Below are 23,280 nucleotides of genomic sequence, written 5' to 3' on the forward strand. Positions count from 1 at the left end.
GTTACCCCGCCGTTACGTCCACGAGCTCGCCGCCGTCGAGGACCTTCGCCGCCTTGGCGCGGTCGAGGTCGCCTTCCCAGGCGGCCACCACCACGGTGGCAACGCAGTTGCCGGTGAGGTTGCCGACCGCGCGAGCCATGCCGATGAACCAGTCGACCGACAAGACCAGCACGAGGCCGATCGCGGGGATGCTCGGCACCGCGTTCAGCGTCGCCGCCAGAATCACGATCGCGGAGCCCGGTACGCCATGCGCGCCCTTCGAGGTGATCAGGGAGACGCCGAGCACCAGCAGGAGGTCGCCGAATGACAGCGGCGTGTTGGTCGCCTGCGCGATGAAGACGACCGCAAGCGTCAGGTAGATCGAGAACGCGTCGAGATTAAAGGAATATCCGGTCGGGATCACCAGGCCGACCACGGAATCCTTTACGCCCATCCGCTCCAGCTTCTTCATGATCTGCGGCAGCACGGCGTCCGACGAGGCGGTCGCGAGCACGATGGTCAACTCCTCGCGCAGGTAGGCGAGGAATTTGAGGATGTTGATGCCGGCGAGCGCCATGACGCCGCCGAGCACGCCCAGCACGAAGATGCCGACCGAGACGTAGAACAGCGCCACCAGTGAGACGAGCTGCTTGAGCGAGCCGACGCCGTATTTGCCGACGGTGTAGGCGACTGCGCCGAGCACGCCAAGTGGAGCGACGCGGACGATAAGCCCCATGACGCGGAACAGCACGGTTGAGGCGGCATCGATCATCGAGGTGACGAGCTTGCCTTTCTCACCGCCGACCAGTGCGAGGCCTACGCCGAACAGCACGGCGAAGAACAGCACCTGGAGCACGTCGTTGCGCGACAACGCGTCGAACGAGGTGCTCGGGATCACGTTGAGGAGGAAGGAGCCGATGCCGCCGCCCTGAAGCTTGTGGGCGTTGTCGGCATAGGTATTGAGGGCCTTGGCGTCCAGCGTCGAAGGGTCGATGTTCATGCCGTGGCCGGGGCCGAAAGTGTAGGCCAGGATGAGACCGACCACGAGCGCGACTGTGGTCATCACCTCGAAATAGACCAGCGCCTTGACGCCGACCCGTCCGACCTTCTTGAGGTCGCCCGCACCGGCAATGCCGTGCACGACGACGCAGAACACGATCGGCGCCACGATCATCGAAATCAGCTTCAGGAAGGCGTCGCTCAGAATCTTGAGCGAGATGGCAAAATCCGGCGCGGCCACGCCGAGAATGATGCCGAGGATCAGCGCGGCCAGGACCTGGACGAACAGCGATGTATAGAGCGGCTTTGGCTCGGCAGCCGGGGCCGCGGCAATGGTCGACATGGTGACTCCCCCGTTTTGACGACGTCTCGATCGTCGAAAGGAGCAACTAGCGTGCCAGATTGTCGCGGTTTCCGCTGAGGAGGAGGTCTATTTGGTCGCTTTTGCGGTGCGACTGGGCATCCGCATCGGCACCGGGCCACCGTTCGAGCTGCCATCGGTCACATGGACAGGCGATTTTGCGGTCGTACCGTCATGTTCCGCACGCGGGTGGCCGTGTCACGCCGCCAGATCCAGCAGCCGACACGATCCGCGTACCAGCACCTTGCGTCCATTCGGCGTCATGACCGGCACACCGTCGCAGACGACGACAAGACCGAGCTTGACGAGGCTCTCGATGAGATAGGCCTTGGAAAAGCGACCGTTCGACACCGGGTTGCGAAGCGCCTTCAGAACCTCCCATTGGTCCGGCGAAAGATCGAAGTCGATGTCGTTGCTCATGTTGCCTCAAGCCGTAGTGCCGTTCGTGCGCCTCTGTTAGAGGCGCTGCATGAAGACCGTGCGACGACAATGAGTCGGGAATTCGGTGAGGTGTTTAGAACTCCTCTTCACAAATTGCTGCACGCCATTGCGCCACAAGCGTTAAGACCGCTCGATCACGAGGACCGTCCGGAGCCTCGATCACATATTGATGATGTGGGCTTCATATTGGTCGGCGAACCACCGCACTGCACGGGAAGCGCTGCTGTCCCATTCTGCGTCGCAATATGCACAGAAATCATGAGACGAAGGGTCCGGGATTCTGTTACGCTGATTCACGGGGAATGGCTTCACACGGCAGGAGTGGAGTGCATGAACAGACTGGTCGAAATTCGTAGTCAGGAATCCCTGTGCCGGGAGCGCGCCGCGCTTGATTTCCAGCGCCGGGTTTTCTGGCTTGCGCAAGCTCAGGAATGGGAGCAGCGCGCGCTTGACGAGATCGCCTATCATTTCCGGGAGTGCAATGTGGCTCAGACGGAGCTGATGCGAAACTGACGTCCGCTTGGGTAAGGCCTACTGATAAGTCGCCACAATATCGGACACCGCGCGCTCGAGCTGCTGCGCGGTGGCGCACTGGCGCACCACGCTGCAGAAGGTCGCATAACGCGGCATCTCGGAATCGCCAAAGCCCCAGGCGAGACGTCCTTCGGGATTGAGCCACACCAGTCGCTTCGAGCGCTCAGAGATGCGGCGCAGGATGTCGGCGCGCGGATCGAGATTGTTGCTGCGGGCATCGCCCAGCACGATCACCGTGGTCTGCGGCGTCAGCGTGCTCATAAACTCCTTGTCGAAATCGGCCAGCGAAGAGCCGTAGTCGGAGGAGCCGAAGCCGACCTTGGACATGATCTCGGCCATCGCCTCTTCCGGTGGTTTCGATTCCAGGACGTCGCTGACTTCGATCAGATGCGAGGAGAAGGCGAAGGAATGGACGTCGTCGACCACCTCGTGCAGCGAGTGGATCAGGAGCAGGAAGAAATCCGAGACCTGCGCGACCGAGCCCGAGACGTCGCAGAGCGCCACGATCTTCGGCCGGTCGCGATGCTTGCGCTTCCAGGCCGTGAGAAAGGGGATGCCGCCCCAGGCGGCGTTGCGGCGCAGCGTGCGGCGGACGTCGAGATGACCGCGCCGCTGGCGCTTGCGTGGCTTCGAATAGCGCTCGCGCAGGCGCCGCGCGATCTGGCGGATGAGAGCGCGCATTTCCGCGACATGGCGCCGCTCGATGCGGGCAAGCGGCGCGTTGCGCAGAATCTCGTTGCGGAGGTTTTCAGCCTCCTCGCGGGCATAGAGCGCAAGCCCCTGCGCGACAGTGTCGCGAACGGCGTCGCGCAAGCCATCGAGCGCGGCGCGAAGCCGCTCGGCCAGTGCCGGATTGGTCGCGGTCAGCTCGTCGAGATCGTCGCGTAGCCGCTGGAGCCCCATGGCGTCGAGGATGCGGCTGGAGAAGATGCCGCGCTGGGTGGAGTAGCGGATGTCGGACAGGGAGGCCGCACCTGAGGCGCTGGCGATCGCGGCGGTGATCGCGTTGCGATCCTGCGACAGCAGCATCTGCGCGAGGGGGCCCAATTCTGCGGGAGGCGAACCGCCGCTCGCATCGCTGGCCTCGCCGGATGACGGAGATTGATCTGCGTCCTCCGAAACATCGTTGCTGTCGGCTTCAGGCTGTTCCTGCCGCGGCTCCGGCTGGCTGAAGAACAGATCGAAGCAGTCACCAAGCGCAAGCTTTTCGTCCTGCGACTTGGCGAGCGTCAGAAGGAGCGCATCGCGCAGAATGGTCCGGTCGGAAACGCCGACCTGCGCGACCGCACGCATCGCATCGATGCTTTCGGCCGGCGAGACATGGACCCCGGCGCCCCGTGCCGCACGGAAGAAGCGATGAATATTCTCGCGCATCGGCGTCAACCGAAGACGTTGGATCGTGCTGCCTTGGCAATGAAGGTCGTAATCTGAGGCTGAGCCGCCTCGATGTCGGCCTCGTATTTCAGAAGCACGTTGAGCGTGTCCTTGACGATCTCGGTGTCGAGCTCCGAGGCCTGCAAGAGCACCAGCACGCGTGCCCAGTCGATGGTCTCGCTGACCGAAGGCAGCTTCTTCAGGTCGAGCGAGCGGATTTCGTGGATGAAGCCGACCATCTGCCGCCGCAGCGTCTGCGAAATGTTGGGGACGCGGCTCTCGACGATGCGCTCCTCGAGCCGCTGCTCGGGAAAGCCGATGTGCAGATGCAGGCAGCGCCGTTTCAGGGCGTCGCCGAGATCGCGCTCGCTGTTCGAGGTGAGGATCACCGTTGGCGGCGTGATCGCGGAGACGGTGCCGAGTTCCGGAATCGTGACCTGGAAGTCGGAGAGAATTTCCAGCAGCAGCGATTCGAATTCCGCATCCGACTTGTCGATCTCGTCGATCAGGAGCACGCAGCCGCCCGGCTGCTCCAGCGCTTGCAGCAGCGGCCGCGGCTCGACGAACTCCTTGGAGAAGAACACGTCGCCGAAATCGTGGAGCTGATTAAGTGCAGCGTGCAAAGTCTGCGCGCCGCCCAGGACTTCGCCGAGCTTGTCCTTGAGGATCTGCGTGTAGAGAAGCTGCTTGGCGTATTTCCATTCATAGAGCGCCTTGGCCTCGTCGAGGCCTTCATAGCATTGCAGGCGGATCATCTTCAGGCCGCGCCAGGCCGCGATCGCCTTGGCAAGCTCGGTCTTGCCGACGCCCGCGGGGCCTTCGACCAGGATCGGCTTCTCGATCTGTTGCGACAAATACACGGCGGTCGCGATCTGCCGGCTCGCGATGTAGCCTTGCGCGGCGAGGCCGCTCTCCACTGCCTCGATCGCTGTCGAGGGCTTCTGTTCAGCCACGAAAAGGCGCTCCCAAAGGTCTTGATTGAGGCTTGTTCTGCCTGCGTTCACGGCAAAGAACAAGCCTCGTTTGGGAGAGCCCAGACCCGCGCGAATGGGCGTTTTTTCCGCTCAGCGCAAATAGTCGAGCAGCCACCAGCCGCGCGATCAGTGCCGCAGCAACTCCGGCTTGCGGATCGTCTGTCTGACCTCGGCGCCGCAATCGGCGCATTCATAGACGAAGTCGATCTTGGCAAGCCTCCAATGCGGTTCGACCTCGCGCACATACATTGGAAGGAACCCCGTGCAAGCAGGGCAAATCACAGGCGCGATCTCGATATCCTGATGATGCTGTACATAAGCTGGCATCTCGGCTCTCCTTCGCAGACGACCTCCAAACCCGCGCGAAGGCTACTGCCGGCTGGCGCAAGGCCGACATCAACTCTTTCGAACAGAGGCGGAACGGCGGAGGTTTGTCGTTCGCTGTGACATTCTTGTTACGTCTCTGTACTGTGACGGGCGGACCAAATACCTATTTCAAAAGCCCGATCCGGTATTCGGATTTTGACCTCAACGATAAGGGAGCAACGCCCATGACGCATGCCATTCGCTTTCACAAGACTGGTGGTCCGGAAGTGCTGGTCTGGGAGGAGGTCAGTGTCGGCAAGCCCGGACCGGGCGAGGCACGAATCCGCCATACCGCCGTCGGTCTCAACTTCGTGGACATCTACAACCGTTCGGGCCTTTACCCGGCGCAACTGCCGAGCGGGCTTGGCAGCGAGGCCGCTGGTGTCGTTGAGGAGGTCGGGCCCGGTGTCACCGATCTGAAGCCGGGCGATCGCGTCGCCTACGGCGCCTCGCCGCTCGGCGCCTATTCCGAGGCGCGGCTGATCCCGGCCGACCGACTGCTGAAGCTGCCGGACGGTGTCGACGACAAGACCGCGGCGGCGATGATGCTGAAGGGGCTCACCACGCAATATCTGATCCGGCAGACCTATCGTGTGAAAGCCGGCGACACTATCCTGCTCCATGCGGCAGCCGGTGGTGTCGGCCTGATTCTCTCCCAGTGGGCCAAGCATCTCGGCGCGACCGTGATCGGCACCGTCAGCAATGACGAAAAGGCCAAGCTCGCCAAGGCGCATGGCTGCGACCATGTCATCATCTATAGCCGCGAGGATTTCGTGAAGCGCGTGGATGAGATCACTGGTGGCAAGAAGGTGCCGGTGGTCTATGACTCCGTCGGCAAGGATACGTTCCTGAAGTCGCTCGACTGCCTCGCGCCGCTCGGCGTCGCCGCGCTGTTCGGTGCGTCGTCCGGCGCCGTCGAGCCGCTCAATCTCGGTTTGCTAGCGCAGAAGGGCTCGCTCTACGTCACCCGGCCGACGTTGTTCACCTACGCCGCCAAGCGTGAGAGCCTGGTCGCGATGGCAGGCGAGCTGTTCGACGTCGTCAAGTCCGGCGCGGTCAAGATCGAGGTGCACCAGACCTATCCGCTGAAGGATGCCGCCAAGGCGCATGCCGATCTCGCCGCGCGCAAGACCACGGGATCGACCGTCCTCACGGTGTGATCTCCGATCGGGCTGTGGCGCAGGCCGCTTGGCCTTGCGTCACGTCGGCTCGTGCTTACGCAGATCCTGGGCGTGATCGAGGCGGATAGCCTGTAAGTCGACTTCTTCGGGCTGGATCTCCGGGAGGGCCGCCTCGGCGAGGATGGCCTCGGTAATGTCCTCGACCGAGCTCTCCGCGATCTCGTGGATGAACGAGATGTTCCCATATTCACCTGAGGCAACGCGGGAAATGACCTCACGCCTGGTGATTTCAGGGTCGACGACCGCCTCGCGGCCGCGGCGCCCATAATCGATCATCACGACAAAATACTGCATGAAACGATCCTGCCGTGCCCCATGTCGGGCACGGCAGAGTATTTCCGAAAAACGGAATCAAGTCAAGGCGCATTTCGCAAAAACGGAAATTCCAGCCTACTTGCTCCTCTTGCGAGGGCGCGCCGACTTGGCGCGCAGCCGCTCCAGCTGCCCCTTGGGCATGGAGAGGCAGATCTCGCCGACCCACTCCAGTTTCACGCCGACGATCTGCTTGGCATTGAAGCTGCTGAGATTGACGACGGAGGGGGATTTGCCCCGCTCGATCGTCTTTAGATAGCGCTCGCCGGTCTTGAGCCGCACCACGGCCTCCTCGCCGTAGAAGCTCGACAGGGGATGGCGCTGGTCCTTGTAGACCACGATGACGTCGCCGCTCTCGTATTTGGGCAGCATCGAATCGCCTACGATCTCGAATGCGATGGTCTCCTCCATGATCGGAAAGGGCAGCGCGATGTCGCCTAGGCCTTCCGGTGGAACCTGCTCATAATCCGGCTCGATCACGGCACCGGCGCCGACGCGGCCCATGATCGGCGCGAGATTGAGCTCGAGATATTCCATGATCGGAATGATTTCCGAAGCCTTCACCAGGCGTTCACCGCCGAGGATCTCCGAGACCGCGCCGGGCCGTACGCCCATGGCAGCCGCCAGGCCGCCCTTGCTCTTGCCTGTCTTTTCCAGGCCCCGTTCGATCATTGCAGCGTCCAACATGGTGATTCCCTCGATTGTCCATCGTTCCGCCTCTTGTAATCCGAAATTCGGAATTGATGCAATTATGAATATCAGAATTATCGCTTGACTCTGACTTCGGAATACCGGAATGTGCGCTTCGCCTCGCGATCGTGCGATCGGAGGAGGCGCATCACAGGACAGCAGCATGGAACCGGGCCATTGGCCGTCGGAGCACTCCGACGCGCTTCGCGACTATTTTCTCAAGGGAATGTCTTATGCGGAGATCGGAAGACAGATTAACGCAAGGTTTGGAACGTCTTACACGCGCAACGCGGTGGTCGGCCGCGCCAAGCGGCTCGGGCTGGTCGTGCAGGTGCGGACGGCGAGCCCGTCGATCGTCCCAGTGTTGCCGTCTGGGGGCTGTCTTGTCCTGCCGCACCGCCCTACGGTGCTGAGCCTGCCGCCGAAATCTGCGATGAAGCCTGCCGCGCAGGTCAAATTGCGCTGCGTCGGCGTCCAGCCGCGCCTGGTCCCGTTGGTCGAACTCGCTGGCGAGGACTGTCGCTATCCCTATGGCGGCGACAAGGACGGGGAGGAGATCACCTTCTGCGGCCATCCGCGCGAGCCGGGCTCGAGCTATTGCACGCCGCATGCGCGCCTGACGCGCCGCGCCGGAGCTGGATCCGCTCGCGTCGCCGGCCCCGTCGTGCTGAGGCTGGTCTCTGCCGCCTGACCTGACGACCGCCCGTTCAATCGTCAATTTCGCAAGGAGTATCCGAGTGGCACGTGTCCGACGCAACAGGTCTTACAAACTGGCGGATGTCTACGATCGACGCTCGCGTGAGATACCGTTCAATGCGGAGATCGCGGAAGTCGAGGTGGACAATCCGCTGGCGCTCGACCCCGGCGAGAAGATCATGGCCGTGCGGTCGATCCGCAGCGATCCGCTCGGCCGGCTGCACGCGCACCATCAGATCGACGAGGCGCAGTATCGCGGCGGGCGCGCCTTCCAGAACGATTGGGAGAGGGCCGAGCGTGGCCCTCAGGCGATGGACCCGACCCGCGAATATGTCGATGGCGCGCGCACGCGCGAGCCGGTTACCGAGAGCCAACGTCAGGCGGTGCTGCGGCTGAACCGGATTGAGCGCGAACTCGGCACTGACGGTGCCGCGCTAGTGCACGACGTGTTGGTGCTGGGCCTGACCATGGACGAGATCGGCCAGCGTCGCGCCGTTCGTACGCAACGCTGGACCGACTATTTTTCTCGACGTTTTCGTGAATGCCTGGACCGGTTGGCACTGATCTACGGCTTTGCGACGGAAACGGGGGCACGGCGTGCAGGGCAACGCAGATGACAAGGGCGCGCCCGCGACCTCGGTCGCGGGCGCGCCGGTCTGCTGCTTAGGGATGCGGTAGGATCTGGTAGGTCGTGGTATACGGCTCGACCCGGAGCGACGCGTTGGCCAAAAGCCCGATTCTGGCGGTCGGCGCTTGCTGCAATTCGCCGTTCGGACCGCGATGCACGTTGTATTGCCAGACGGTGAGATCGCCCTTCTGTGCCAGAGCATGTGCAACGGCGCTGGCATCATTGCCGCCGAGCGCCTGAAGCTCCTCCGTCGACAATCCGACGACGATTTCGTCCTTGATGGTGACGATCTTGAACAGGTTCATCCTGGTCTCCTGCGCCCATGCGCCTTGTATCGAGAAGGTGAGAAGCGCGACTGCGGCGCCCTTGATGAGATCGCAGCGAGAAAGCATGCCGTCGTCCTTTGGTTTCTGGGGCGCCGAATCGATCAATGCATCGGCCATGGCGCCCGTGATCTGCGTGGCTGTTTCGCCACCGCTTTGTCGTTTGCTCCTCAAAAACGGTTCACCGCCGGAAACAAATGCGGCCCGATGAATTCTGATGCGAAGAGGCGAGTCCAAGTCCAAGAGCTCGATGGGGCGGGTTTAGATGAATCCAAACGCCATAGTCTGTCTCTTGGTTCAGAAGGCCGCTCTGTGGCTGCCGATCCATGGCCCGAGATCGACATCTATTTCGTGGACGATACAACCGCCGACGCCGGACTCAACAATTACGTGCATACGCTGAAGAAGCACTGGTCGGATCCACCAATGTCCATTCACATCTGAAACAAGACGAAACAAGGCGTCGATTGACGGCGATCGAAGCTGCATGCCTGATCGATGACGCTTCTTGACGCAGGTGGGTGACGGCTGGTCATATTCCTGTTATCCGGAATTGCCGTGGCGCGATGCAGACGAAGCATCGCTGGGTCAACTGTTAGGCTTGCCGGAGGGGTTGTTTCTTGACATAGTTGCAACCTGTTCAAGTGGGCCCGCTTGCACATGTACCTCGGCGTGCGAACACACCGGGCTTCCCCCGGACGAAAGCGCGCCATCGCCATAGCATCCGGTTGTGGCATCCGGTTGTGGCGTTCGGTTCTTAGTTGGGACCTCGATGTTGGATCACGAAGTCCGATGCTTGTTATAGGTGCGAGATGAAGAACCTCAATTTCGCAGCTGAGCTGCACCTCAAGCTCGGCGCGCCTGCAAGCGGTACTGTCGAAAGCCTGCGCCTGCTCCGCGCCTTTCTGAAGCTCGCGCCCCGGCAGCGTTTCGAAGTCATCAAGCTCGTCGAAGACCTCGTCACCGAAGAATCCCTTCCCGAACACCCCCTGTCCTGAGCCGGCCTGCGCGCTGGCCTTACCCCTTGCCCTTCGTTTTCCTGCCAGAGCCGGCCGCCGGGCGACGTCTTCCCCGGCCTGGACGCTGGCAGGCGATCCGGCAAGTGTGGTATTCAGTTCTGAAAGCGGGAGGAGTGCGACCATGATCGAACCGAAGCTCGAAGTTCCGGCCGAACTGCGCGACCTGGCCGAGAAGACGATTGACCAGGCGGAAAAAGCATTCGGCATGTTTTTCGAAGCCGCCACCAAATCGATGACGACCGTTCCGGGTGCGGGGACGGACGTCTCGAAGCAGGCGCTCGCATTCACCGAGCAGAACATGAAGTCGGCGTTCGAGCATGCTCGCAAGCTCGTCCATGCGACCGACCTTCAGGAGGCGATGCGAATTCAATCGGATTTCCTGCGCAGCCAGTTCACCAATGCCGGAGACCACATGCGCCAGATGACCGGCAGTCTCATGCAGCCAGGGAAGGGCAAGTCCTGATTCTCGGTGTGTTCCTGGCGCGTCCAGAGATTGGACTTGCCCGGGCGTGATTGTCCGCACGTCGATGCGGGTACCGGTCCATGCTGGGCCGTCGAATGGACCTCATTCGCCGCCCATCATCCCTTCTGCTGATCCCTGTCGGTTCTCAGGCAGGGATAAGCATTTGTCGCGGGTGTCTTGACCGATCGGTGGCTCTGCTAGCGCAGCGATGCGATGTAGGCCGCGATATCGCCGGCTTCGATCCGGCTCAAAGGGAAATTCGGCATCTTCGGGTGCGGTTCTAGCAGGAAAAAGGCGAGCCTTTCCGAACTGAAGTCAGGCCTGCGCGCAACGGACGCGAAGGAGGGGACGTCGGCGCTCGCCTGGATCTGGCCGTTCGCCACGACATGGCAGCTGGCGCACCAGCGCCTCGCAAGGTCGGCGCCGTGATCTGCATCGGCGGCGAGAGCGGGCGACGCGCACACGCTCGAGGCCACTGCAACCAGCAGACAGATTCGTCTCAAATGCCGGTGCATAGGGCAACCCTGTGTGTTGTTGGCTAGCGACGCCGTCCTCATCCGCAACACGAACCCGGAAACTGCGAGAGGTCGATGCGGGCGATGATCGACCGCAGCAGCTTGCGGGCCAAACGATAGAGATGCCGGGCGAATCTCGGCGTCCTTGCCGCAGGCAGGACAAAGCTTGTCGCAGCGAGTCTTTTCGTACCAAGGCTTTCGATGGAGTGCGACACGGTGTCTCTCCGAGATGGCAAGGCCCTTTCTAGCGTGGCCGGCTCGCCGCAGCCTTGATCTGCCGCAAAGGTGCTGGACTAATAGTCGCCGGGGTTCATGATCATCGGGCTTCGTGTATCGGCCGGCGCGAGCGCGCTGCTGGCGCTGTCGCGCAGGAAGCGGTCGAGTGTCGCCTGGATCTTCTCCTTGACCGCATCGGGACCGCGATCGCTCATCTCGGTATGCTGCGCACCGGTGTGGACAATGTCGATGCCGCGCGCCTTGGCCTCTTCCGGCGTCGGCAGCACGCCGGGATCGGTTACGAAATGCGGATCCTTCGAGCGGAACGACAGGATCTTCATGTTGTCGCTAAGCACGAAAGGCACTCGCAGATTGTCCAGCGTGATCACTTTCGACACCAGCTCCGGGTGCTGATGGGCGACATACATCGAAACGTCGCCACCGTTGGAATGCCCGACGAGCGTGATGTGGTCGTAGTCGGCGTTCTCCTGCCGCCGCTTCAACTCGCCCAAGGTGAAGAGGATGTTGGCCTCGCAGCGGATATAGACCTCGCGCCGGCCGACATATTGCTGGCCGGCCTTGGTCATCAGCGGCGGGTCGCTCGGCAGATCCTGCTGGATGCTGGCGACGAGATAACCGCGTGCGGCGAGCACGTTGGCGAGGAAGGAATATTCGGTGGCCTTGACGGTATTGCCGTTGCTGATGATGGCGAGCGGGAGCTTCCAGAGGCCGAGATTAGCCTTGGTCTCGTAATCGCGTCGTACGGCGATTTCGACCGCAATCGGCCGCTGGCGCGCGGCGTCGAACAGGGTCAAAACCTCATGGCGGATCGCGAACCGGCTGACGACGAAATACTGGCCGACGCCGAGGACGCAGAGAAACGCCAGAACAGCAAAAACCTTTTTCATGGTTCCGTCTCAATCACTTTTGACTGAACATGGCCATTGGGAACTCCCGGATCGAGCGATCGTGAGCAGGTTACGGGATTAAATTTAGGCAAGTCTGTGAGCCGCGCCCCAAAAAGAGCCGCATGCCCGGGGCCATAACGCGAAGGGCGAGGGTTTAAAGACAGCCGCCCTTGCCGCGTTCGGAGCAGAGCCGCAGCGCGCTGGACAGAGTAAACAGGAAGCGGGGGCTGCGGCGGTCGTTGTCGGGCGCCCGGTAGCTCAGGGGGACGGCCACGCCGAGATCGGCCTGGAAATCGTCCGGCAGGAAGAACCGCACGCCAGCTCCGGCCGAGGTCAGCGACAGGCCGTCGCTCAGGCGGTAACCGTCGTTCCAGACGGCGCCGGCGTCGCCGAAGGCATAGAGCTGATAGCCGGTCCAGTAGCGGTAGTTGAGTTTCTGGTCGAAGCGCAGTTCGAGAGAGCCGGCAAGACCGTTGTCCCCGCTGATCTCTGCTGCGCCATAGCCGCGCCCGAAGGCAGCGCCACCGAGATAGAATTGCTGCGAGGTGAACAGCGGCCGTGACGCCGTCTGGCTCGCAGCGGAAAGCTTGAGCGACCAGACGTCGTTGAGCGTCTGGTAGCGCGTGAACCAGAGGTTTAGCACCGAGAAGTTCGATGACGCGCCATCGCGCGACAAAAGATCGTCGTCGAAATGCGAGGCACCGAAGATGTCGAGGCCCTGGCGGTAGGTCAGCGTCGCGAAATTGGTGCCGCCGAAATGGTCCTGAAGCCGGTAATCAGCGGTCAGGCTCGCGGTCCTGATGTGGTCGTTGTACCAGGGGCCGTAAAGGTCATGCTCGGACACGTTGCTGAAGGTCGTCGCCGCGGTCAGGGTCAGCGAGGAGGATTGCGACTGCAATGGGACGATGCTGGCACGCAGTTCGAACGCCTCGGTCGTGGTGATGTCGCTGTCGAGGCGGCGTGCATCGCCCGGTCTAACCGCGCTGTACAGGACGGACCCGCCGAGACGCACACCGTCGACACCGACCGGTGCATCGTAGGACAGCCGTGCGAAGCCAAGCTGGCGGGGGTCGTTGGCGATGGTCGACAGATTGACCGCCAGCGTGTCGCCGGGCGTGAGATAGGAGTTGAACGCGCCGGTCGCATAGGTCTGCCACGGACCAACTGATGATGAGCCGAGATTGTCCAGACCGAACGACGAGAAGACGTGCCAGGTCTTCAAATAGACGATGAGGCGGAATCGGCCGGTTGCGCCGCCGATCTCCTCCAGTGCGGTATCGGTGATCCGGACGCCAGGTCTGCCGTTGACGAGAAAGAGCTGACGTTCCAGCGTTGCCAGGCGCGACGGTTGCTCAGCCAGAACCGGCCCAAGCATCGGTCTCACGCCGAACTGCTCGGCGCCGTCGCCTTTCAGCTCGGCCTCCAAGATGGCGCCTTCGACCACCTGGATCCGGACGCGTCCGTCCCCAATATCCTGCGGCGGCACGATCGCACGGCTCAAGTGAAAACCATCGGCACGGTAGAGATCGCTGATCGCGCCTGCGATCGCGGCGAGATCCGCCTGCGAAACCTTCTTGCCGACATAGGGCTGGTAGACCGCGGCGATGCGATCGGGGGATACGGCCCGGGCTCCGCTGATATCGACGCCGCGCAGCACGAATTGAGGCTTGGTATCGCCGCCGGTGTTGGGCTGGCCGACTGTCGGCAGCCTGACCGGAGGGCGGGTCAGCGATTCCCGCTCGGTTTGGTTTTCAAAATATTTCTCAGGCTGGCGCGGATCGAAGCCCGGCTGGTTCGCCTGTTGTGCGAAAGCCTGAGGAACTCCCGTGAAAAAAGGGGCTAACAGCGCCAATGCGGTAATGAGATGCCGCTTCCCGACGCGCGCAATGCGCCTGCCCCCGTAGTTCGACGGAGATGTGCCCCTGGTGCGATAAGGGTTCGTTAGCCACATGATTTTTCATAGTTTTTTATGGTCAATGAACCGTTAACGCGACCGCTCCGCTGGCCGCTTCCCGCTAATCCTATGTTGAGTGATTTCGGATACCCCTCAGGCTGGCTGTAACGCGGACTGAGGATCGTCATGCTGAGCAAAATTGGAATGCGGTGCGCCTTCGCGGCTGCGCTGATCCTGGGAACGGCTTGCGGCGCATCCGCCGCCGACGATGGCGTCTGGTCGGTCGGCAAAGCCACCGGCGAGGTCTGGGTCGCCACCAGCGGCGCGCAGCAGGTCTCGTTGAATCAGCAGGAGGCGCTCAAGCCCGGCGACACCATTCGCACCGGACGTAATGGCCGCGTGCTGCTCGTCCGCGGCGAGGAAACGATCCTGATCTCTCCCAACTCGGTGGTCGGCTTGCCGACCGAGAGCAAGGAGGGCCTCTCGACTACCATCATCCAGCAGGCAGGTTCGATCCTGCTCGAGGTCGAGAAGCGCAACGTCAAGCATTTCGAGGTCGAGACGCCCTATCTCGCCGCTGTCGTCAAGGGAACGCAGTTCAGCGTCACCGTGGCCGCGGGCAGCACCAAGGTCGGCGTGCTTCGCGGCCAGGTCGAGGTCTCCGACTTCAAGACGGGACAGATCGCCCAGGTCCTGCCGGGGCAGGCCGCCACCGTCTTTGAGCATGGCAAGCCTGGTCTCAGCCTGAGCGGCGCCGGGACTTTCAATCCGATCGAGCACGGCAAGCCACGCGCCTCGAGCATCGAGCGCGTGCCCGTGCCGAAATCGGGCCTGCCGGCGCCGCGCAACGGGGCGAATGGCCACATGATCCATGCGCTCGGGCCGATCGATAAGGGCACCAAGGCGGCTGGCGCGCTCAAGCCATCGCAACAGGCGGCTGGAACTCACGCGGCCAAGGGCGGTGCTGCAAAGCCCGGCGTCGTACGCATCTCGAACTCGCTCGGCGAGGTCAAGCTGAACGTCCACAAGGTCACGCACGGGCTCGCCCACGGCGGCGGTGCCCCCGGACAGGTGCGCAACGCGCACGCCAGCACGGAGACGGTCTGGAGCGACTCGAAATCGGGCACAAACGCATCCAACAGCACCGTCCAGACTGCGGTAACCACGAGCAGCGGCGTGACGGCTGGCAGCACCAGCTCGTCGGCTGCGAGCACGACAATAGCCGCGACCACGGCCGGTGCGTCCAGCGATGGTTCTGGCGGCGGCAGCGGAAATTCCGGTGGCAAGACCAACCCCGGCAACGGCAACTCTGGTAACGGCAATTCCGGCAATGGGAATTCCGGCAACGGCAATGGCAACAGCGGTGCCACCGGAAACGGCAAGGGCAACAACGGCAACGGCAATGGCAATGGCGGCGGCAACGGCAGCAATGGCCACGGCAATGCCTTTGGCCACAACAAGCACTGAGGCGATTTCCTGGGGATGAGGGGGCGCAACCGCAGAAGCGGGTGCGCGGGAGGACCGGAGTGAAGCGCTATCGTCCGCATATTCTAGTCGTGACCGCGCTGGCGATCGTGCTGTCGACGGGGTGGCATGGTGCGCTTCGCAACGCGCTGACCGACCTACGGTTTGCCTGGCAATCGCGCGCCGCGAGCGGCAACGTCGTCGTGGTGGCCATTGACGCGCCCTCGATCGACCAGATCGGGGTATGGCCCTGGCCGCGCCGGCTGCACGCGGAACTGTTGCAAAGGTTAGAGGCTGCGGGGGCACAGGACGTCGCTTTCGACGTCGATTTCAGCTCGCCATCCGATCCGGCCTCCGACGAGGCTTTCGTCAACGCGCTGCGTGAGGCAGGCGGCTCGACCATCCTGCCGTCCTTCAAGCAGCCGGCGCCGAATGGCGGCGCAGCTCACATCAATCGCCCCCTGAAGCCGTTCGGCAACCAGTCGTGGCCCGCGCTGGTCAATGTCGCCATCGAATCCGACGGGCTCGTTCGCCGATATCCGTTCGGCGAGAAGCTCGGCGATGCCCTGATGCCTTCGATGGCCGTCGTGCTGGCCGGGCAGGACGCCAATCGGCGGCCGCCGTTCCTGATCGATTTCAGCATTCGGGCGGGCTCCGTTCCAAGTGTCTCCTATGTCGACGTGCTCCGCGGCAAAGCCGCCGCTCTCGACAGGCTGAGAGACAAGAAGATCATCATTGGAGCGACGGCGCTCGAACTCGGCGACCGCTTCAGCGTTCCAAATGGCCGCATCATCTCCGGACCCATCCTCCAGGCGCTGGCAGCGGAATCGATCCTCCAGAACCGGATGCTGCGCTGGACTTCCGATACCGGCATGATCCTGGGTCTCGCGGTGATCTGCCTGCTGATGATGTATTCGTGGCGCCGCTTCGCTTCGGGAATTCGCGTCGCAATCCTGATCTCGGCCGGGGCGGCCTTCGAGCTGGTTGCGATCCTCGTTCAGGCAAGATGGCCCTTCATCATCGACACATCGCTGTTCCACATCGCGATTGTCGCTTATCTGACGGCAATCGCCCTTGACGAAATCGATTTCCGCGGTCTGCTGGGGCGCATCGCCGAAAGCCGCTTTCATCGTATCGCGATGTCGCTCGGCGATGGCCTCGTCTGCACCGACGAAGATCAGCTGATCACCGTGTGGAACCCCGGCGCCAGCGCCATCTTCGGCTATATGCCCGCCGAGATCATCGGCCGCCCATTTGAAAAGCTATGTGCCGTTCCGGTAGACGGTGAGGCGAGGCCGTCCACGCGCGACGCCGCGCGCCAGGCACTCCTCGCACCCGGCGGAGCGGTCGTGATCGAGTTCGAAGGGCGGCGCAAGAACGGTGAAACTTTCCCGGTCGAGGCGAGCTTCTCGGGCTGGCAGGGAACGGACGGCTTCCAGTACGGAGCCATCCTGCGCGACATTTCGGTCCGCAAGCGCGAGGCCGAACGCGTCAGATATCTCGCCGAGTACGACGTGCTGACCGGTCTGGTCAACCGCAACACGCTGCATGCCGGACTGGTCGGCATGATCGCGAATGCAGCGCAGCGTCCTTGCGAGGTCGCGCTGCTCGTGATCGGGCTCGACGGCTTCCAGAGCATCAACGACATGCTGGGTCATTCCGCCGGAGATCTCGTGCTGCAGGCGGTCGCGGGTCGCCTGAAAGCCCAGGCAGGCGACGGCGCTGTCGTTGCCCGGCTTAGCGGAGACGAATTCGCCATTGCGCGCAAAGGCGCCGATGGCGACGAGCGGATCGCAGAGTTCGCTGAGCGCATCGCGCGCGCGTTCGAAGCGCCGCTTGCGACCGGCACGCGGCAGCATCGCGTCAGGATCAGCATCGGCGTCGCGGTCCATCCGGAAGGCGGACACAACGCCGACGATCTCCTGAGCAACGGCCATCTTGCGTTGACCAAGGCAAAGCTGACGCGGCGCGGCGGTCATGTGGTCTTCGAGAGCGCGATCCGGCAGGAGCTGGAGAACCGCCTGACGCTGGAAAGCGAATTGGCGCTTGCCGCGGATCGCGGCGAGTTCGAGCTGTTCTACCAGCCCCAGGTTCGCCTGATCGACGCCAGCCTGGTCGGGGCCGAAGCGCTGATCCGCTGGCGCCATCCCGTGCGCGGCTACGTTTCGCCCGGAGAGTTCATGCCCGTGGTCAACAGCTCAGCCCTGTCCGAGCGGATCGGAAACTGGGTGATGGAGACTGCCTGCCGCCAGGCACGCGCCTGGGAATTGTCAGGCGACCCTGTGCGCGTCGCGATCAACCTGTCACCCTCGCAGCTTCACTCCGGCGACCTCGCGCATTCGGTTGCGGGGATGCTCGAAGCGACGGGGCTCACACCGTCGCTGCTCGAGATTGAGGTCACCGAGGACATCCTGCTTCACGACGAAGCCCGCGTGCTCGACATGTTCAAGCGCATCCAGCAGCTCGGCGTCCGCGTCCTGTTCGACGATTTCGGCACTGGCTATGCGAGCCTAAGCTATCTGAAGAAGTTTCCGCTCGACGGGCTCAAGATCGACCGGTCGTTCGTGCTCGGTCTGCTCGCGAATTCCGACGATGCCGCGATCGTCGGGTCGACCATCGGCCTCAGCAAACAGCTCGGACTGACGGTCGTGGCCGAGGGCATCGAGAATCGCGCTACGGCCGACTTCCTGGTGAGCATGGGATGCGAGGAAGGCCAGGGCTATTTCTTCGGCCGTCCGATGCCGGCGGAAGCATTCGAGCGGCAGTTCCTCGCAGCCGAGTGCGCCGCCGTCAGTGCGGCCTGAACACACGTTGCTCTAGCGCCGCCGCGCGACCGCGACCCCGAACAGGAAAGCAACGAACAGGCTGGCAAGCGGCGCTTCGCGCGTGATCGCGGCGACGGTCGCGAGGGGCCGGCCCGGCTTTCGCGCTTCGTCGATAGCGGAGGTCATGCGGTCGACAGCTGCATGCAGGCCACCCGCGACTTCACCGATGGTGCGGGATACGTCCGTCGCCGCATCGATGGCGCGCTCGGCCATGCCGGGATGTGAGGTGGACTGCGGGATCTCCGTGCTCAAGTGCGCGACCTCCGGGCTGATCATGTGACGGAGGCCGATACCTTTGGCTATCCGCGCGAGCGCTCGTTCTGAACAGCGGGTCAGATGACCTTTGGCTATCCGCGACAGGCGCCGTGGTTTTTACGGCGGGTACCGGCCTTGAATAAGCAATTCGGCGGGCGGGCTTTTGTTCCGAAACGATGCGCCCCTGCGCGGACCGCCCCCGTGAAACGACGGATGCGAATCTCTGTTAGGCTGGCTCAATCTTGCTGATCTCAGGAGACAGCTGTGACCGACCGGACCACGACGGATCGAGCCCGGCGCATCGCCTTGCTCGGCGCTCCCATCGACATGGGGGCTTCGCAGCGCGGTACCCTGATGGGCCCTGCGGCGCTCCGCACCGCCGGCCTTGCGACTTTGCTCGAGAGCCTGGATCTCGAGGTGGTCGATTACGGCGATCTCTCGGTGGCCGAGCTCCGGGACCTCGCAGACAGGCCCCCGGATAAAGCCAATCACTACCGCGAAATCCAGCGATGGACGCGCGTGCTGAGCCGCAGAGGCTACGAGATCGCGAAAACCGGCGCGCTGCCGATTTTTCTTGGCGGCGATCACACGTTGTCAATGGGATCGGTGAATGCCATGGCCCGTCACTGGCAGGAGCGCGGACGCGAACTGTTCGTGCTCTGGCTCGATGCCCATGCCGACTACAACACGCCGGAGACGACGATCACTGCCAACATGCACGGCATGTCGGCGGCATTCCTGTGCGGCGAACCCGGTCTCGACGGATTGCTCGGCGATGATCCGCGCGCCTCGATCGATCCCAACAGGCTCGACCTGTTCGGCGCGCGCTCGATCGACAAGCTCGAAAAGGAGTTGATGCGCTCGCGCCGGATCAGGGTCGTCGACATGCGCCAGATTGACGAATTCGGCGTCGCCGTGCTGATCCGCCGCGTCATAGAGCGCGTCAGGGCCAGCAACGGCGTACTGCATGTCAGCTTCGACGTCGATTTTCTCGACCCCTGCGTCGCACCTGGCGTGGGCACGACGGTGCCGGGTGGAGCGACCTATCGCGAGGCGCATCTGATCATGGAGCTCCTGCACGATTCCGGCGTAGTCGGTTCACTCGACATCGTCGAGCTCAATCCGTTCCTCGACGAGCGTGGCCGCACCGCGCGCACCGCGGTCGAACTGATCGGCAGCCTGTTCGGCCAGCAGATCGCCGACCGGCCGACCCCGAGCAATGCGATCGCGCCGGGCGAGTGACGGACGAGCCGTTTGTGCGTTGCGAAGAAGAGAATTGCCGTCGCCGCCACCGGATTTAGATCAGTCCAGATCGAAATCGCCTGTTTTTGAAATGGCTGCGAATTGCAAATGCTCGTCGCAGAATGTTTCATGCGGGTCGCGCTTCAACCGAGGATCCGCAAATGAGCCGCACGTTCGACGCCGCCGACAAACCCGCGGGGACGACTCGCCGCCGCTTTCTGCGCGGCAGCGCTGCCGCTGCGGGTGGTACTGTCCTGGGCGCCGGCGCATCGGTTGCCGCCGGGATCGACAACCTTCCACCCAACATTCCCGAATGGATGAAGGCGCCGGGCGAACCGACGGGGGGCCAGCCCTATGGCGTGCCATCGCCGTTCGAGAAGGGCGTCGTCAAGAACATCTCGAAGACTCTCAAACAGTACATCTCGGCCTCCAGCCGGACGCCGTTGCAGGAGCTCGATGGCATCATCACGCCGAATGGACTGTTCTACGAGCGTCACCACGGCGGCGTTCCGACCATCGATCCGGCCCAGCACCGGCTGATGCTGCACGGGCTGCTCGAGCGCCCGCTGATCTTCACAATGGACGATCTCAGGCGTTTCCCGTCGGAATCGCGCGTCCACTTTCTCGAATGCTCCGGCAATCCCGGCTACAGCAAGCCTTACGGCAAGACAGCGTCGGACCTTGTGGGTCTGGTGAGTTGTGCAGAATGGACCGGCGTCAGCCTCAAGCTGGTGCTGCAAGAGGCCGGGCTGAAGCCGGAAGCCAAATGGGTCGTCGCCGAGGGCGCCGACGCGGCTGCACTGACCCGCAGCATCCCGATCGAGAAATGCCTCGAGGACGCCATGCTGGTCTACAGCCAGAACGGCGAGCGGCTGCGCCCGCAGCAGGGCTATCCGCTGCGGTTGTTCCTGCCGGGCTTCGAGGGCAATATGAGCGTGAAGTGGCTGCGCCGCCTGCATGTGACGGCTGAGCCGGTTTACTCGCGCGAGGAGACCTCGAAATACACAGACCTGCTGCCGGACGGCACCGCGCGTGAATTTTCGTTCTACATGGAGGCGAAGTCGATCATCACGAGGCCCTCCGGCGGCCAACGCCTGGGCGCGCCCGGCTTCCACGAGATCACCGGCATCGCCTGGAGCGGGCATGGCAAGATCGCGCGCGTCGAAGTGTCCGTCGACGAGGGAAAAAGTTGGCAAAGCGCGCAATTGCAGGAGCCGGTGCTGACCCGCGCTCTCACGCGCTTCCGTTTGCCGTGGCGATGGGACGGCAAGCCTGCCGTGATTCAGAGCCGTGCCATCGATGAGACCGGTTATGTGCAGCCGACGCTCTCTGAGTTGCTCGCGGTGCGCGGCGAGAACTATTTCTACCACAACAACGCGATCTGGCCGTGGCGCATCGCGGCTGACGGCGAGGTGACCAATGCGCTGGCGTGAGACTTGCGGCATTGCTGTCGTCATCGTGCTGTGTGCGTTCGCGAGTGTTGCGCAAGCACAAAGCCTGTACGGCCTCGGACGCCCCGCGACGGCTGCGGAGATCGCGGGCTGGAATATCGACATCGGACGCGACGGCAGCAATCTCCCGAAGGGAAGTGGCTCGGTCAGCCATGGGCGCGAGGTGTTCGCCCAGCAATGTGCATCATGCCATGGCGACAAAGGCGAGGGCGGGCTCGGTGACCGGCTCGTCGGTGGGCAGGGCACGATCGCAACGCCAAAGCCGATCCGCACGGTCGGTAGCTATTGGCCGTATGCGCCGACGCTGTTCGACTACATCCGCCGCGCGATGCCGCAGAACGCGCCGCAATCGTTAAGCGATGAGGAGGTTTATGCGGTCTCCGCGTACATCCTGAACCTGAATGGACTGGTAGGAGCGGATGCGACGCTCGATGCCAAATCGCTTGCGGCTGTCAAAATGCCGAACCGCGACCGGTTCGTCGGCGATACCCGGCCGGATGTGAAACACTGACTGCCTTGTGGCGCTCAGGTTCCCCGCTTGGAACTTGCGTTGTCAAAGGGCGGAACTCGCAGGACCCGATTGCATTAACCTGCGAGAGGAAAAACCTATGGATTCCACGATGGCAACGGATCGCTTCGCAAATTCCATGTCCTCAGCGCTTCGCCATCCCGGCGTGATCGCGTTGATTGTGGCCGCGGTCACGATTGCTGCGATGCTCATCGTCGATCATGGGCCATGGAATCGCGCCAAGACGCAGCCTGCTCACGTTGCGATGTATGCGACCACGGGCGAGGCCGCCCGCGCCGCAGGCGCCGCAGTGCTCCCGACCGAACAGAAGTCGCCGCTCGAGCCGGAGCGGCCGGGGCCCAAGACGTCCCCGACCGTCAATCCAGTGACGCCGTAAGGCGCTCTAGCTCTTGCGGCCGTAGTTGAGCAGTCCGCCGGTGGTCTTTGGCGGGTGCGCGCGAAGGGCTTCCTCGTTCGGATCGGTGCCCCAGCCGGGTCGGTCCGGAATGACCAGATGGCCGTTCTGAATTTCGGGCTCATGCGTGAACAGTTCGCGGTCCCATGCCAGGCGATCGATGTCGATCTCCATGATGCGCAGGTTCGGCACGGCGGCGCAGAAATGCGCGTTCATCATCGAGCAGAGATGGCCGTAGAAATTATGTGGCGCAACGTTGACTTCGAACGCTTCCGCAGCGGCTGCGATCTTCATCGACTGCCAGACGCCGTTCCAGGGTGTGTCGATGATCGCGACGTCCATGGCTTGCTCGCGGAAATAGGGCAGGAATTCCCGCAAGCCCAATAGCGTCTCGCAGGACGAGATCGGATGCGGACTTTGCCTGCGGATGTACCCGAGTGCTTCCGGATTGAAGCTGTCGATCTCGATCCAGAACATGTCGAAATCCGCAATGGTGCGCAGGATCTCCAGATAACCCTCGGTCTTGGCGTTGAAGTTGCAGTCAAGCAGGATGTCGACATCAGGGCCTGCACCGTCGCGGATCGCTTCCAGATGCATGCGCAGGTCGCGCAGGATCTTGCGATCGACGTTGATCTCGGGGGCGAAGGGCGAGCCGAAGCCCGGTCGCCAACCGGTTGGCTTGCCGTCGTCGTAGGAGAAGATGTTGGTCTTGAGCGCGGTGAACTTGTTCTCGCGCACTTCGCGTCCCATTGCCTTGACGCCGTCGAGGTTCTCGATCGGCGGCTTGTACCAGGACGGATGATTGATCCGCCACGTCGCGCAATGCGACCAATAGACCCTGACACGGTCGCGGATCTTGCCGCCGAGCAGTTCGTAGCAGGGCACACCGAGACACTTCGCCTTGGCATCGAGCAGCGCATTCTCGATCGCGCCGAGCGCCTGCGCCACCACGCCGCCGGCGGCGGGACGCGTGGCCGCGAACAGCTCTGCGTAGATGCGCTCGTGCCGGAAGACGTTCTGCCCGACGACGCGGGCGGACAGGCGCTGGATCGCAGCGCCGACGCCAGGCGAGCCGAAGCCCTCGTCGAACTCGCTCCATCCGACGATGCCGTCCTCGGTCGTCAGCTTGACGAAGTGGTAGTTTCGCCAGCCGGCGTCGCAGGCGAGAATTTCGAGACTCGTTGCTTTTGATGATCTGGTCATGTCGCTCCCTGTGACCCGGCTGGGTCCTTTTTTTGTTTGGCCGG

General features: G+C 62.9%; 26 protein-coding genes. 13 read left to right on the plus strand and 13 right to left on the minus strand.

The window, feature by feature from the left end; all coding sequences use genetic code 11:
• Position 1 precedes the first annotated feature (1 nt).
• Together N551_RS0108455 and N551_RS0108460 are read right to left on the minus strand one after the other, a co-directional pair.
• Positions 2 to 1,321: a dicarboxylate/amino acid:cation symporter gene (locus N551_RS0108455; protein WP_018456682.1), complete on the minus strand. Its 1,320-nt coding sequence runs from the start codon at positions 1,319 to 1,321 to the stop codon at positions 2 to 4.
• Between the two features lie 216 nt (positions 1,322 to 1,537).
• On the minus strand, positions 1,538 to 1,759 hold the full coding sequence (locus tag N551_RS0108460; RefSeq protein WP_027566600.1) for a hypothetical protein: 222 nt from the start codon (positions 1,757 to 1,759) through the stop codon (positions 1,538 to 1,540).
• A 351-nt stretch (positions 1,760 to 2,110) separates the two neighbouring features.
• Between N551_RS0108460 and N551_RS0108465 the strand changes: the two genes are divergently transcribed.
• A complete protein-coding gene (locus tag N551_RS0108465; RefSeq protein WP_027519316.1) occupies positions 2,111 to 2,293 on the plus strand; it encodes a hypothetical protein in 183 nt (60 codons plus the stop codon).
• 18 nt (positions 2,294 to 2,311) lie between these two features.
• Here the strand turns inward: N551_RS0108465 and N551_RS0108470 are convergent, their stop codons facing one another.
• The 3 genes from N551_RS0108470 to N551_RS0108480 form a co-directional block, all read right to left on the minus strand.
• Positions 2,312 to 3,688, minus strand: coding sequence for a VWA domain-containing protein (locus tag N551_RS0108470; RefSeq protein WP_027566601.1), 1,377 nt, complete (start codon positions 3,686 to 3,688; stop codon positions 2,312 to 2,314).
• 5 nt (positions 3,689 to 3,693) lie between these two features.
• Complete coding sequence (locus N551_RS0108475; RefSeq protein WP_007601482.1) at positions 3,694 to 4,641, minus strand: MoxR family ATPase; 948 nt, start codon at positions 4,639 to 4,641, stop codon at positions 3,694 to 3,696.
• Between the two features lie 147 nt (positions 4,642 to 4,788).
• Positions 4,789 to 4,989 carry a hypothetical protein gene (locus N551_RS0108480; protein ID WP_027566602.1) on the minus strand — a complete coding sequence of 67 codons (201 nt, stop codon included), beginning with the start codon at positions 4,987 to 4,989 and terminating at the stop codon, positions 4,789 to 4,791.
• Between the two features lie 224 nt (positions 4,990 to 5,213).
• On the opposite strand from N551_RS0108480, the gene N551_RS0108485 reads away from it, so the two are divergent.
• Entirely contained in the window at positions 5,214 to 6,188 is a 975-nt protein-coding gene (locus tag N551_RS0108485; RefSeq protein WP_027566603.1) for a quinone oxidoreductase, read from the plus strand.
• A gap of 39 nt (positions 6,189 to 6,227) precedes the next feature.
• On the opposite strand, the gene N551_RS0108490 is transcribed toward N551_RS0108485, so the two are convergent.
• Positions 6,228 to 6,503, minus strand: coding sequence for a hypothetical protein (locus N551_RS0108490; RefSeq protein WP_027566604.1), 276 nt, complete (start codon positions 6,501 to 6,503; stop codon positions 6,228 to 6,230).
• A 96-nt stretch (positions 6,504 to 6,599) separates the two neighbouring features.
• Entirely contained in the window at positions 6,600 to 7,208 is a 609-nt protein-coding gene (locus N551_RS0108495; RefSeq protein ID WP_007612810.1) for a S24 family peptidase, read from the minus strand.
• 166 nt (positions 7,209 to 7,374) lie between these two features.
• Here N551_RS0108495 and N551_RS0108500 point away from each other — a divergent pair, with 166 nt between their 5' ends.
• Entirely contained in the window at positions 7,375 to 7,902 is a 528-nt protein-coding gene (locus N551_RS0108500; RefSeq protein WP_027566605.1) for a GcrA family cell cycle regulator, read from the plus strand.
• Positions 7,903 to 7,948: 46 nt separating this feature from the next.
• Positions 7,949 to 8,524: a hypothetical protein gene (locus tag N551_RS0108505; protein ID WP_027566606.1), complete on the plus strand. Its 576-nt coding sequence runs from the start codon at positions 7,949 to 7,951 to the stop codon at positions 8,522 to 8,524.
• 46 nt (positions 8,525 to 8,570) lie between these two features.
• Here the strand turns inward: N551_RS0108505 and N551_RS0108510 are convergent, their stop codons facing one another.
• Positions 8,571 to 8,927, minus strand: coding sequence for a hypothetical protein (locus tag N551_RS0108510; protein WP_007612800.1), 357 nt, complete (start codon positions 8,925 to 8,927; stop codon positions 8,571 to 8,573).
• A gap of 243 nt (positions 8,928 to 9,170) precedes the next feature.
• On the opposite strand from N551_RS0108510, the gene N551_RS39525 reads away from it, so the two are divergent.
• The 3 genes from N551_RS39525 (at position 9,171) to N551_RS0108525 (ending at position 10,340) form a co-directional block, all read left to right on the plus strand.
• Positions 9,171 to 9,302, plus strand: a complete 132-nt coding sequence (locus N551_RS39525) for a hypothetical protein (RefSeq protein WP_256378960.1) — start codon at positions 9,171 to 9,173, stop codon at positions 9,300 to 9,302.
• Between the two features lie 368 nt (positions 9,303 to 9,670).
• Positions 9,671 to 9,856, plus strand: coding sequence for a hypothetical protein (locus tag N551_RS38670; protein ID WP_027566607.1), 186 nt, complete (start codon positions 9,671 to 9,673; stop codon positions 9,854 to 9,856).
• A gap of 142 nt (positions 9,857 to 9,998) precedes the next feature.
• Positions 9,999 to 10,340: a phasin gene (locus N551_RS0108525; RefSeq protein ID WP_027519308.1), complete on the plus strand. Its 342-nt coding sequence runs from the start codon at positions 9,999 to 10,001 to the stop codon at positions 10,338 to 10,340.
• Between the two features lie 197 nt (positions 10,341 to 10,537).
• Here N551_RS0108525 and N551_RS0108530 read toward each other — a convergent pair whose 3' ends face one another.
• The 3 genes from N551_RS0108530 to N551_RS0108540 form a co-directional block, all read right to left on the minus strand.
• Positions 10,538 to 10,855, minus strand: a complete 318-nt coding sequence (locus N551_RS0108530; RefSeq protein WP_027566608.1) for a cytochrome c — start codon at positions 10,853 to 10,855, stop codon at positions 10,538 to 10,540.
• A 293-nt stretch (positions 10,856 to 11,148) separates the two neighbouring features.
• Positions 11,149 to 11,979, minus strand: coding sequence for an alpha/beta fold hydrolase (locus N551_RS0108535; RefSeq protein WP_027519306.1), 831 nt, complete (start codon positions 11,977 to 11,979; stop codon positions 11,149 to 11,151).
• A gap of 154 nt (positions 11,980 to 12,133) precedes the next feature.
• The gene (locus N551_RS0108540) at positions 12,134 to 13,930 is read right to left on the minus strand and encodes a ShlB/FhaC/HecB family hemolysin secretion/activation protein (RefSeq protein WP_027566609.1); all 1,797 of its coding nucleotides are present in this window, start codon (positions 13,928 to 13,930) and stop codon (positions 12,134 to 12,136) included.
• Positions 13,931 to 14,059: 129 nt separating this feature from the next.
• On the opposite strand from N551_RS0108540, the gene N551_RS0108545 reads away from it, so the two are divergent.
• Together N551_RS0108545 and N551_RS0108550 are read left to right on the plus strand one after the other, a co-directional pair.
• Positions 14,060 to 15,340 carry a FecR domain-containing protein gene (locus tag N551_RS0108545; RefSeq protein ID WP_027566610.1) on the plus strand — a complete coding sequence of 427 codons (1,281 nt, stop codon included), beginning with the start codon at positions 14,060 to 14,062 and terminating at the stop codon, positions 15,338 to 15,340.
• Positions 15,341 to 15,399: 59 nt separating this feature from the next.
• Positions 15,400 to 18,141, plus strand: a complete 2,742-nt coding sequence (locus N551_RS0108550) for an EAL domain-containing protein (RefSeq protein WP_027566611.1) — start codon at positions 15,400 to 15,402, stop codon at positions 18,139 to 18,141.
• 12 nt (positions 18,142 to 18,153) lie between these two features.
• Here N551_RS0108550 and N551_RS0108555 read toward each other — a convergent pair whose 3' ends face one another.
• Entirely contained in the window at positions 18,154 to 18,438 is a 285-nt protein-coding gene (locus N551_RS0108555) for a hypothetical protein (protein WP_007612789.1), read from the minus strand.
• Positions 18,439 to 18,681: 243 nt separating this feature from the next.
• Between N551_RS0108555 and rocF the strand changes: the two genes are divergently transcribed.
• From rocF to N551_RS0108575, 4 genes are all read left to right on the plus strand, one after another.
• Positions 18,682 to 19,659: an arginase gene (rocF, locus tag N551_RS0108560; RefSeq protein ID WP_027566612.1), complete on the plus strand. Its 978-nt coding sequence runs from the start codon at positions 18,682 to 18,684 to the stop codon at positions 19,657 to 19,659.
• Between the two features lie 161 nt (positions 19,660 to 19,820).
• The gene (gene soxC, locus N551_RS0108565) at positions 19,821 to 21,092 is read left to right on the plus strand and encodes a sulfite dehydrogenase (RefSeq protein WP_027566613.1); all 1,272 of its coding nucleotides are present in this window, start codon (positions 19,821 to 19,823) and stop codon (positions 21,090 to 21,092) included.
• Complete coding sequence (locus N551_RS0108570) at positions 21,079 to 21,621, plus strand: c-type cytochrome (protein WP_027566614.1); 543 nt, start codon at positions 21,079 to 21,081, stop codon at positions 21,619 to 21,621. The genes soxC and N551_RS0108570 overlap by 14 nt, the downstream gene beginning before the upstream one ends.
• 97 nt (positions 21,622 to 21,718) lie before the next feature.
• Positions 21,719 to 22,015, plus strand: a complete 297-nt coding sequence (locus tag N551_RS0108575; protein ID WP_035961179.1) for a hypothetical protein — start codon at positions 21,719 to 21,721, stop codon at positions 22,013 to 22,015.
• 6 nt (positions 22,016 to 22,021) lie between these two features.
• Here the strand turns inward: N551_RS0108575 and N551_RS0108580 are convergent, their stop codons facing one another.
• Entirely contained in the window at positions 22,022 to 23,236 is a 1,215-nt protein-coding gene (locus N551_RS0108580; protein ID WP_027566616.1) for a mandelate racemase/muconate lactonizing enzyme family protein, read from the minus strand.
• Positions 23,237 to 23,280 lie beyond the last annotated feature (44 nt).

The sequence above is a fragment of the Bradyrhizobium sp. URHA0013 genome (assembly GCF_000518345.1).
Lineage (GTDB): Bacteria > Pseudomonadota > Alphaproteobacteria > Rhizobiales > Xanthobacteraceae > Bradyrhizobium.